We start from the raw sequence: 10,207 nt of genomic DNA, 5'->3' as shown, positions 1-10,207 counted from the left end.
CGCGCAGGGCGGCCACCGGGAGCAGGGGCACCGTCGCGACGGCGGCCGCGAGCGCCACGGCACCGGGGATCTCGGCCCGCGCCCATCGGCGGGCGTCCGCCGGGTCGGTGTAGTCCCGGGCGGCGGCCGACGGCGGGCGCGGCGAGCCGAAGACGTCGGCGACCGGGTCTCCGGGCACCGCGAGCGCGAAGGCCGTACGGGCGCAGCCGAGCAGGAGCGCCAGCAGCCGCTCGTGGGCGGCGGCCCGTTCGTGCTCGCCGGTCCGCAGCGAGGTCCGGCGGGCGAAGGCGCGCACGAGGTCGTGGTAGCGGTAGCGCCCGGCGCCGATCGACTCCAGCAGGGCCTGGTCGACCAGTGCCTCCGCGAGGCGCTCCGCCTGGTCCTCCGTCAGGCCGAGGACTGCGGCCGCGGCGGCCAGGCCGATGTCGGGTTCCACCCAGGCGAGCATCCTGAACGCCGTTGCCAGGGTTGGCGGAAGCAGCCGGTAGCCGACCGCGAAGACCTGCTCGATCTCGACGTCTCCCGTGCGCAGCGCACCGATCCCGTCGTCCGCCAGGTGCCGCACGAGGTCGGCGATCGGCTGGTCGGGCTCGGCGGCGAGCCGGGCCGCCGCGATCCGTACGGCCAGGGGGAGCCGGCCGCAGGCCTCGACGAGCAGCGCGGCCTGGACGCTCTGCGCGGACCGGCGCGCCCTGCCGATCACCGCGTCGAGCAGCCCGAGCGCCTCGCGCTCGCTGAACACGTCCAGCGCGATGTGCAGCACCGACGGCACGCTGTTGAGCACCGCGCGGCTGGTGACGACGACCGCGCAGTCCGGCGATCCGGGCAGGAGGGGCTGGATCTGCGCGTCGTCGCGCGCGTTGTCGAGGAGGATGAGCAGCCGTCGTCCGGCGGTGGCGGTGCGGAAGAGGGCGGACCTGCCCGCGAGGTCCTTCGGGACGGCGGCCTCCCGGACGCCCAGCGCGGTGAGGAAGTCCGCGAGGATGTCCGACGCGCTCGCGGGCACCAGGTCGGCGCCGCGCAGGTCCGCGTACAGCCGGCCGTCCGGGAAGTCGGGGCGTACGGTGTGGGCGGCCCGTACGGCGAGGGCCGTCTTTCCGACGCCGCCCATGCCGGTGACGGTCACCAGCCGCAGGCCGGGGCCGGTGCGTTCGGTCAGTGCCCGTCCGATCCGGGCGATGTGCTCCTGCCGCCCGGTGAACTGGGCCGGGGGCGGAGGTAGTTGGTCCAGCTGAACGGGCCGGCTGAGTGCGGGAGCGGACCTCGACCCGGCGGGGGAGTCCGCATCGAGTTCGTGGCACAGGGCCGAGAGTTCGGGCCCCGGTTCGAGGCCCAGGTGTTCCACGAGCCGTAATCGGAGCGCGTCGTAGACCGCGCGCGCCTCGGGCATCCGGCCCTGTCGTTGTAATGCGCGGATGAGCAGCCCGTGCAGGCGCTCGCGGAACGGATGGGCGGCGGCCAGCGCCTCCAGCTCCGGCAGGCAGCCGGAGGGGCCGTCGAGCGCCACGTCGAGGGCGAGCCGCTCCTCGCGCAGGGCGAGGCGCAACTGCGACAGCCGTTCGCGCTCGCGGCGCATGAGCGGCCCGGGCAGGCCGGCGAGCGGCTCACCGCGCCACTGGGCCAGTGCCTCGGTCAGCATGTCCCGGGCATCCGCGGGCCGTTCGGCGGAGCACTTCCCGGCCTGCTCCTTGAGGCGCCCGACCCGCCACAGGTCCACACGGTCCGGTTCGACCGCCAGGCGGTACCCGCGCGCCTGGGACAGCAACACCCTCGGCGAGTCGCGGACGGGCTCCAGCAGGTTCCGCAACCGCCACACGTAGGTCCGCAGGGTGACGTCCGGCGCACCGGACGGCCGTTCGCCCCACAGCCCGGCGACCAGCTCCTCCACCGGGACGACCGTGTTCGGCCGCAGCAGCAGGGCGGCCAGCACGGACCGCTGCCGCGGGCCGCCCAGCGCCATGTCCGCACCGGCGCGCCGCACGCGGAGGTCGCCGAGCAGCGCGAAGCTCGGCCGGTCCGGATCACTGCCTGGCCGCACGGCGGTTCCCCACAATCTGACGCAGCGTCGGATGCTGCCCCGGGCGCCCATCCTCGCTGGCGCGGCGCCTGGTTCGCAAGGGAAGGATCCGTGCGCAGGTGCCGGGTGCCGCCTGCGGGTTCCCGGGGACGTCCGTCCCCGGGAACCCGTGCGGGTCAGTACCGCTTGATGGCGGTGAGCCAGGCCTGGTTGCCCTGGGCGACGCCGGCGTAGCTGCCCTGCCACTGGCGGGCGGGGGCGCCGTCGTCGGTGCGCCAGTCGGCGATCTCCAGCAGCTTGGCGGAGTTGAAGTTGGCGATGCCGAGCTCGCCCCGGTCGCCGAGGGTGCCGACGTAGTTCCAGTGCTGGTTGCCGCCCCAGGAGCAGTCCCACTGGCGGGCCGGGGCGCCGTCGTCGGTGCGCCAGTCGGCGATCTCCAGGCACTTGCCGGAGTTCCGGTTCACCAGCTCGAAGCCACCGCTGTCGGGCACGTAGTCCCAGATCTGGTTGGCGCCGCCGGTGCAGTCCCACTGGCGGGCGGGGGCGCCGTTGTCGGTGCGCCAGTCGGCGATCTCCAGGCACTTGCCGGAGTTGACGTTGACCAGGGTGCTGGTCGTCGGGTTGCCGAAGCTGCCGCCGACGGCGGACGCGGGGGTGGCCGGCACGGCGGCGGCCAGCGTGAGGGCGGCACCGGCGGCGACTGCGGCCGTACGGGCGCGGGGGAGGGCGTTGCGGATGGTCAAGAAGGACCGGTCCCTTGCACGAGGAGCAGGAGCAGGGGAGGCGGGCGGACGCGCACGCGCCCCCGATCCGCGTCGGCCCGGCCCCGGTACGACACCGGTGTTCCGTTCCCCCTACGGTTCGGACGGGTGTCCGCACCGCCGACGCGCGTGAATCGTACGCGGGTGCGGGTGAACGCCGGGCCAAGAATCGATCAAGGATGGGCAAGTCCGGTCGGGCCGTGCAGACGTCAGGTCGTCGGGGGCTGCGACTGGGGGTGGGCGATCGGGACGGGCCGGCCGGTGACGGCGTCGGTCAATGTCCGTGTCCCGAGCGGTTGGTGAAGCACGGTCTTGACCTGCGCGTATCCGCCGTCCTCGCAGCCGACGTCCGGGCCCGAGGCGTCCCGGCGGCTCAACAGCAGCGTGACCTGGTCCGCCGTCTCCCGTGCCACCAGGTCGGGCTTGTAGTCGCAACCGCCCCAGCCGACATCCACGGTGATCGTGCGGTCGTCCGCCAGGACGGTCGGGTTCCACGCGTTGAGGCCGTCGCTGGCATTGATCCGGCCGAGGACCGAGGCGTCGCGTCGCGTGTACGGAAGCTCGTGGTGGGAGAACTGGTCCCACCACGTGTAGTAGCCCCCGGCCCCGAGCCCGATCAGCCCCACCATGGCCAGCCAGCGCTTGCGTGTCGTCGGTTCCACGTCCGCCCCTCCCCTTGTTGCGGATCATGGTAGTCCGGCCGTACGTACTCGCCGAGCGGTGGGCGGCACACCCCTGCCGCGGTCGCCCGTACGGCCGTACCCGACCGACCCCTTCGGTCCGGTGTCGGAGCTCGCCGTGATGCCGTTGTTACTCTCCGGAGACTTGCCGCGCGGGGGAGCCGGTCACCGACCAGAAGCGAGGGAACGTGGACATGGCGAGCGTCGGCTCCGATCCGGCTCTGGCGGCCCCCGCCGCACGGCTGGTCAGTGTGTGGCGGCAGCGCGACTTCCAGGTCCTGTGGTCGGCGCACACCGTGAGCGAGTTCGGGACGCGGATCACGTTCTTCGTCATTCCGGTGCTCGCGCTGACGACGCTCTCCGCGTCGACCGGCCAGCTCGGGCTCGTCTCGGCGATGGAGACCCTGCCGTTCCTCCTGGTCGGCCTGCCGGCGGGCGCGCTGCTCGACCGGTGGGACCGCCGGCGCGTGATGGTCGTGGCGGACGTCGGCCGGGCCGTGGCGATCGTCGTGCTGCCGGTCGGACACCTCGCGGGGGTGCTGAGTGTGCCACTGCTCTGTGCGGTGGGGTTCGCCATCGGGCTGTGCACGGTGTTCTTCGACATCGCCGACCAGGCCTTCCTGCCGACGGTCGTGGCGCGCGAGCAGACCCCGGACGGCAACAGCAGGCTCGAATTCTCCCGCTCGACGGCGGAGTTGGCGGGGCCCAGCATCGGTGGTCTGCTGCTGCAGGTGGTCACCGCGCCGCTGGTCCTGGTCGTCAACTCCGTGAGTTACCTGGTGTCCGCTCTGCTGCTCTGCCTCATCCGGATTCCCCGGACGCAGGCGCCGCAGCCCGCGGTCAGGGCCTCGATGCGCAGCCAGATCGCCGAGGGACTGCGGTTCGTCTTCCGTCACCGGACCCTGCGGTCCCTGGCGCTGGCGACGGGCATCAGCAACCTCGTCGGGCTGGGCGGCGCGCTGGGGGCGGTCCTGACCGCGTACGCCCTGCGCGACCTCGGGCTGTCGCCGGGGGAGCTGGGGCTGGCCCTGAGCGTGGGCAACTGCGGTGCGCTGCTGGGGGCCGCGCTCAGCAGCCGGCTCATCAGGCTCGTCGGGCTCGGTCCGGTCCTGGTCGCGGCGAAGTCGATGTCGGGGATCGCCGTGCTCGTGCTCGCGACGGCGGCGCCGGCCCGCGCGGTGCTCACGCTGAGTGTCGCGACCGGCATCATGGCGTGCGGCATCACCGTCTACAACATCAGCCAGGTGAGCCTGCGCCAGGCCATCACGCCCACCGGCCTGCAGGGCCGGATGAACGCCTCCGTCCGGTTCGCCATCTGGGGCACCCGCCCGGTCGGGGCCCTGGCGGGCGGCTACCTCGGGTCCGTCCTCGGCACGCGCCTGACACTGTGGACGATCGCCGGGATCGGCCTGCTCTCCTGCCTGCCGCTGATCGCGACGGAGGACGTGCGGACGCTGCGGGCCTTCCCGTCCCTGCTGCTCGACTGACCGGAACCACGGCCTTTCAGAGCCGGGCAAGATCCCCCGGCGGTCTTCCGGTGGCGGTGACCGCCCAAGCGGCCTCGATCATCCGGAAGACCTCGTCCACCACGGCCTCCGGGTCGGCGGCCTCGCGGGCCAGCGAAAAGGCGCCGATCACGAACCTCGCGATCGCCCGGCAGGCCGTCGCGGTCGGCACCGGCCCGGGCTGCGGCCGCGACCGGGACTGGGCGGCGATGGCCGTTGCCAGCGAATCCGCATGACGCAGCCTCATCGACTCCTCGTACGCCCGCAGGGCGGGTGACTCGTCGATCATGCGCCAGACCGGGGCGGCGCCGTCCGCCGTGCAGTGCCGGACCATGGCGTGGATCTCGCGACGCAGCGCGGGGACGAGCGCCTCGTCGGGCGAGCGGTCGGTGACCGCCTTGGTGAGGCGCTGCTCGAAGTCCTCGTCCTGCTCGAACACCAGGGCCTCTTTCGAGGCGAAGTGGGAGAAGACCGTGGTGACGGCGACGTCGGCCTCGGCGGCGACCTCGCGGATGCCGACCGCGTCGTAGCCGCGGTCCAGGAAGAGCCGCAGGGCGGTGTCGGCGATCCTCTGACGGGTCGCTGCCTTCTTGCGCTCCCGGCGCCCGGTCTGCCCGGTCTGGGCAGTCGGCTCGGCTGGCTCGGTCATGTCGTGATGCTATCAGGCATGAAAATGAAACAGTTCCAAAAGCCTAACCGTTAGTGTTACGGTCGGCCGCATGAAGAACATGAAGAAGGTGAGCTTCGACGAGTTCGGTGGCCCGGAGGTCCTGCACCTGGTGGACGCCGAGGCGCCCCACGCGGGCCCCGGCCGGATACGCATCGCCGTGCGGGCGGCGGGCGTGAACCCCGTCGACTGGAGGATCCGCGAAGGCCAGGTCCTGGGGGCCCATCCGACCCGCCTGCCGTCCGGCGTCGGGCTGGACGCCGCCGGGGTGGTGGACGAGGTCGGCGAGGGCGTCGACGACGTCGAGGTCGGCGACCACGTGTTCGGCGAAGGGGCCGACACCTATGCCGAGTTCGCGGTCCTGTCCGCCTGGGCCCGGATGCCCGAAGGGCTGACGTTCGAGGAGGCGGCGGGCTACCCCTCCGTGGTCGAGACCGCGCTGCGCATCATCCGCGAGGTCGGCGTGCGGCCCGGGCAGACGCTGCTGGTCTGCGGCGCGTCCGGCGGAGTCGGATCGGCGGTGCTGCAGATCGCCCGCGACCGCGGCATCGCGGTCATCGGCACGGCCGGCGCCGCGAACCAGGAATACCTGCGCGGCCTGGGCGCCGCCGCCACGACGTACGGCCCGGGCTGGGTCGAGCGGGTGCGGCGGTTCGGCCGGGTCGACGCGGCCCTCGACCTGTCCGGTTCCGGCGTGATCCGTGAACTCGTCGAACTGACCGGGGACGCGCGGAAGGTGGTCTCCATCGCCGACCTCACCGCACCCGGGCTCGGCGTCCGCTTCTCCGGCGTGGCCGGGAGCGTGCCCGACGCGCTCGCCGAGGCCGTCGACCTCATCTCGCGGGGGCTGCTCCACATCCCGGTCGACAAGGCGTACACCCTCGCCGAGGCCGCCGCCGCACACGCGGACAGCCGGGCCGGGCACACGCGTGGGCGCCGGGTCCTGGTCGTCCGAGGCGACTCACGCGCTGTGTCCGTTCCCGCCGATTGAGTCGCTTGACTTCAAGTCGACTTCAGGTACGAGACTGCACGACATGCCGAAGAACACCGCAGTCATCCACGACCTGACCGACCCTCAGTACACCGACTCCCTCCCGCTGGCCGACACCGTGCTCGACGAGATCGCCGGCCGACTGGCCGACGGAGCGACGGTGGTCGGCATCGGGGAGTCCACGCGCTTCTCCCGCGAGACCTTCGGGGTGCGGGACCAGCTGTTCCGCCGGCTCGTCCGGGACCACGGCTTCCGCGCGCTGGCCGTCCAGGACGACGCGGGCGCCGCCGCGGCCCTCGACGCGTACGTGGGCGGAGGCGAGGGCTCGGCCGCGTCCGCGCTGGCCGGGGCCTGGCGCCCCTGGCGCACCGCCGAGATGGTCGCCGCCCTGGAGTGGATCCGGGCGTTCAACCGGGACCACGCGGACGATCCGGTCCGGATCTTCGGGGTGAAGCCGATGCAGGCGGGGCCCGCCGAATACGACGCCGTCCTGGAGCACGTGCGGTTGGTGGCGCCGGAGCGGCTCGCGGAGGTGGCGGCCCACCTGGATCCCATCCGCACCGTCCACGAGATCGAGGAGCACGTGCAGCGGGCGCGCGGCGTCCACCCCGGCCGGCCGTTCGCCGAACACGCCCGCGACGCACTCGAGTTGGTCGAGTCCACTCCAGGTGCCGACGACGCGGCCGCGAGGATGCGGCTGATCGTGGAGTACCACGAGCGCAGCGTCGCCGGGCGCGGCAACTACGCGGGCGAGGCCGAGGTGTGGGCCGAGGCCGTCGCCGAGGCCCAGGGCCGGACCGGTGCGCGCACCGTCTACTGGGACGGCATCGCGCACACCTCGGCGGGCGAGGCCGTGGTGGGCCTGGCGGCCGAGCGCGGCTCGCAGGCCGGCGTCGGCAGCCTGCTGCGCGAGCGCTACGGCCGGCGGTACGTCTCCGTGGCGATCGGCTTCCACCACGGGGACCTCGGCGTCGCCGTCGTGCCGGGCCCGGCCGCGGACTTCGTCGACGCGAGGCTCGGTGAGACGGGCCTGCCCGCGCGCTGGCTGGACCTGCGCGACGAGGACGTGCGCGCGCAGTGGGACGGACCGGCGAAGGCCCGCGTCGTCAGCGGTGTCTACACCCCGGAGCGCGACGCCGCCGAACACCTGGCCGTCGCCTCCCTGGCCGGGGCCTTCGACGTCCTCGTCCACATCCGCGAGGTCTCCCCGGTGCACTGGCTGCCGTGAGCCCGGCCTGGACGGAGGGGCCTACCCGGCGGCCAGGATCCCGGCGACGGCGTCGATCACGGCGGGGTCGGTGAGGAAGTCGTTGTGCTTGAGGCATGACGTCTCGGTGTTGGCGGCGCCGTTCAGCGGGGTGCTCGCGTTGGGGAGGATCTGCTCGTCGCAGGGGGACCAGAAGGTCCAGTAGTGGACGGGGCCGGGCGTCTCGTCGTCCCGGTTCAGGTTGGTGACGACGTACGAGCCGGGCGTCATGTCGCGGCAGCCCTGGTCCCACGCGGCGCAGAGCCAGGCGAGGCCGGTGCCGTGGTTGGGGCCGGCCAGGGAGATCCAGTTCGCGACCGTGCGTGCGCCGTCGCCGAACTCGACGTACCAGCGGCTCGGCAGGCTGCCGAGGCTGTGCGCGACGATGTCGACCCTGGCCGCGCCGGTCTTCTGAAGCACCTGGTCGACGTAGGCGGAGAGCCGGCCGGCCAGGACCTCGTTCGTGGACTGGGAGGTGTCGTACGACCAGGCGAAGATCCGGTCGGCCGGGAAGCCCTTCGCCTCCAGGCCGGAGATCGTGGCCCGCCACACGCCCGGGTCCGCGTTGCGCCCGTGGACGAGGACGACCGGGGTCGCCGGGCCGGCGTGGGCCGACGGGGCGACCCCGGGTGCCGCGAGCAGGAGCACGGACACGGCGGCGGTGAGGGCGGTGGCGGCGCGGCGCATGGCGTGTCCTCCGGTGAACGTCGGCGGGGTGACACAACTCCACTGCAGGTCAACGATGTTACGTCACAGTACGTCCGAGAGGAACGTCCTCAGCCGCGGGCTCTGCGGCGCGCCGAAGACCGCCTCGGGCGGGCCGGACTCGACCACGACGCCGCCGTCCATGAAGGCGACGCCGTCGGCGGCCTCGCGGGCGAAGCCCATCTCGTGCGTGACGACCACCATCGTCATGCCCGCGCGGCCGAGGTCCGCCATCAACGAGAGGACGCCCTTGACCAGTTCCGGATCCAGCGCGGAGGTGGCCTCGTCGAAGAGCATGACCTGGGGGTCCATCACCAGGGCGCGGGCGATGGCGACCCGCTGTTGTTGTCCGCCGGAGAGCCGGCCCGGGCGGGCGTCGGCCTTGTGGCGCAGCCCGACCAGGTCGAGCTGGCGGAGGGCGGCCTCGGTGGCGGCGTCGCGGGAGAGGCCCTTGAGCTTGCGCAGGGGGAGGGTCAGGTTGCGCAGGACGCTCATGTGCGGGAAGAGGTTGAACTGCTGGAACACCATGCCGACTTGGCGGCGCAGCCGGTCGGGGTCGCGGCGCAGCACGCTCTCGCCGTCCAGCAGGACGTCGCCGCGGTCGGGCTCGACCAGGCGGTTGACGGCGCGCAGCAGCGTCGACTTGCCGGAGCCGGACGGCCCGATCACGCAGAGGGTGTTCCCCCGGGGGACGTCCAGGTCGACGCCGCGCAGGACGGGGTTGCCGCCGAGGGACAGGTGGAGGTCGCGGGTGGCCAGGCTGACCGGGGAGAACGCGGGGGTGGGTCGCTCGTCAGGCACGGGTCGCTCCCTCGGGCGCGGTGGTAGACAGTGGCTCCCGACGTGCTTCCCGGGCAGGTGCCTCGGTGGGTGTCTCGGCGGGTGCCGGTTCGGTGACCCGGCGGCCGTTCCGCAGACGGCGGTCGATCACGTTGACCAGGTGCGTCAGCGGCACGGTGAGCAGGAGGTAGAACAGCCCGGCGAGGACGAGCGCGGACTCGTTGCCCGTGGTGGCGGCGGCGTCCTGGCCGATCCGGAACAGGTCCCGCTGCCCGGCGGTGAGCCCGAGGAAGTAGATCAGGCTGGAGTCCTTGATGAGCGCGATGAGCTGGTTGACCCACGCGGGCAGGACGCGCCTGATCCCGAGCGGGACGATGATCAGCCGCATCGCGGCGCTGTACCGGAAGCCGAGCGCGCGGGCGGCCTCCAACTGGCCCGCCTCCACGCTCTGGATGCCCGAGCGGAAGATCTCGCCGAAGTAGGCGGCGGCGATCAGCGAGAGCGCGAGGATCCCCAGCGGGTACGGGTCGGGGCCCCAGATGCGTAGTCCCTGCGGGGCCAGCCCCACGCCGATCAGCAGGATGGTGACCGCGGCGGGGAGGCCGCGGAACACGTCGGTGTAGGCGCGGGCCGGCCACCGAAGCCAGCGGGTCCGGGAGATCCCGGCCACGGCCAGCAGCAGGCCGAGGACGGTGCCGATGACGGCCGAAGTCGCCGCGAGGATCAGCGTGTTGGGGACGCCGGTGGTGAGCAGGTCGGAGATCGCCTCGCGCATCGATCCCCAGTTGAAGAACGTCTCCGCCAGCGTGCCCAGCTGGTCCACGTCGATCTCCTGATTGGTGAGTAGGGCCGGAT

General features: G+C 73.1%; 10 protein-coding genes. 3 read left to right on the top strand and 7 right to left on the bottom strand.

All coding sequences use genetic code 11. From position 1 onward, the window contains the following. From ACFV4G_RS32560 to ACFV4G_RS32550, 3 genes are all read right to left on the bottom strand, one after another. A partial coding sequence (locus tag ACFV4G_RS32560) for a BTAD domain-containing putative transcriptional regulator (protein ID WP_380445753.1) occupies positions 1 to 2,038 on the bottom strand: 2,038 nt, incomplete at its 3' end. A 155-nt stretch (positions 2,039 to 2,193) separates the two neighbouring features. Then, positions 2,194 to 2,760, bottom strand: coding sequence for an RICIN domain-containing protein (locus ACFV4G_RS32555; RefSeq protein WP_380445752.1), 567 nt, complete (start codon positions 2,758 to 2,760; stop codon positions 2,194 to 2,196). Between the two features lie 227 nt (positions 2,761 to 2,987). Beyond that, positions 2,988 to 3,440 (bottom strand): hypothetical protein, encoded by a 453-nt coding sequence (locus ACFV4G_RS32550; protein WP_380445751.1) that lies wholly within the window; start codon positions 3,438 to 3,440, stop codon positions 2,988 to 2,990. 212 nt (positions 3,441 to 3,652) lie between these two features. Here ACFV4G_RS32550 and ACFV4G_RS32545 point away from each other — a divergent pair, with 212 nt between their 5' ends. After that, positions 3,653 to 4,945 (top strand): MFS transporter, encoded by a 1,293-nt coding sequence (locus ACFV4G_RS32545; protein ID WP_380445750.1) that lies wholly within the window; start codon positions 3,653 to 3,655, stop codon positions 4,943 to 4,945. Positions 4,946 to 4,961: 16 nt separating this feature from the next. Here the strand turns inward: ACFV4G_RS32545 and ACFV4G_RS32540 are convergent, their stop codons facing one another. Further along, positions 4,962 to 5,612, bottom strand: coding sequence for a TetR/AcrR family transcriptional regulator (locus ACFV4G_RS32540; protein WP_380445749.1), 651 nt, complete (start codon positions 5,610 to 5,612; stop codon positions 4,962 to 4,964). A gap of 79 nt (positions 5,613 to 5,691) precedes the next feature. Between ACFV4G_RS32540 and ACFV4G_RS32535 the strand changes: the two genes are divergently transcribed. Then, the gene (locus ACFV4G_RS32535; protein ID WP_380445755.1) at positions 5,692 to 6,621 is read left to right on the top strand and encodes an NADP-dependent oxidoreductase; all 930 of its coding nucleotides are present in this window, start codon (positions 5,692 to 5,694) and stop codon (positions 6,619 to 6,621) included. Positions 6,622 to 6,664: 43 nt separating this feature from the next. Then, positions 6,665 to 7,849 carry an erythromycin esterase family protein gene (locus ACFV4G_RS32530; RefSeq protein WP_380445748.1) on the top strand — a complete coding sequence of 395 codons (1,185 nt, stop codon included), beginning with the start codon at positions 6,665 to 6,667 and terminating at the stop codon, positions 7,847 to 7,849. Positions 7,850 to 7,870: 21 nt separating this feature from the next. Here the strand turns inward: ACFV4G_RS32530 and ACFV4G_RS32525 are convergent, their stop codons facing one another. The 3 genes from ACFV4G_RS32525 to ACFV4G_RS32515 form a co-directional block, all read right to left on the bottom strand. Next, the gene (locus ACFV4G_RS32525) at positions 7,871 to 8,554 is read right to left on the bottom strand and encodes an esterase/lipase family protein (protein ID WP_380445747.1); all 684 of its coding nucleotides are present in this window, start codon (positions 8,552 to 8,554) and stop codon (positions 7,871 to 7,873) included. A 63-nt stretch (positions 8,555 to 8,617) separates the two neighbouring features. Then, on the bottom strand, positions 8,618 to 9,373 hold the full coding sequence (locus tag ACFV4G_RS32520; protein ID WP_380445746.1) for an amino acid ABC transporter ATP-binding protein: 756 nt from the start codon (positions 9,371 to 9,373) through the stop codon (positions 8,618 to 8,620). Then, entirely contained in the window at positions 9,366 to 10,175 is an 810-nt protein-coding gene (locus tag ACFV4G_RS32515; protein ID WP_380445745.1) for an amino acid ABC transporter permease, read from the bottom strand. Before ACFV4G_RS32515 ends, ACFV4G_RS32520 begins: the two co-directional genes overlap by 8 nt. Positions 10,176 to 10,207 lie beyond the last annotated feature (32 nt).

Origin of the sequence: Kitasatospora sp. NPDC059747, assembly GCF_042732955.1 — a bacterium.
Classification (GTDB): Bacteria; Actinomycetota; Actinomycetes; order Streptomycetales; family Streptomycetaceae; genus Kitasatospora.
Note: the sequence above shows the minus strand (reverse complement) of the source record. Positions and strands in the feature narration are given on the sequence as shown.

Excerpts from the sequence above, each read along its gene's own strand:
- ACFV4G_RS32545 (WP_380445750.1), top strand. The coding sequence starts at position 3,653 with ATGGCGAGCGTCGGCTCCGATCCGGCTCTGGCGGCCCCCGCCGCACGG.
- ACFV4G_RS32540 (WP_380445749.1), bottom strand. The coding sequence starts at position 5,612 with ATGACCGAGCCAGCCGAGCCGACTGCCCAGACCGGGCAGACCGGGCGC.
- ACFV4G_RS32535 (WP_380445755.1), top strand. The coding sequence starts at position 5,692 with ATGAAGAAGGTGAGCTTCGACGAGTTCGGTGGCCCGGAGGTCCTGCAC.
- ACFV4G_RS32530 (WP_380445748.1), top strand. The coding sequence starts at position 6,665 with ATGCCGAAGAACACCGCAGTCATCCACGACCTGACCGACCCTCAGTAC.
- ACFV4G_RS32525 (WP_380445747.1), bottom strand. The coding sequence starts at position 8,554 with ATGCGCCGCGCCGCCACCGCCCTCACCGCCGCCGTGTCCGTGCTCCTG.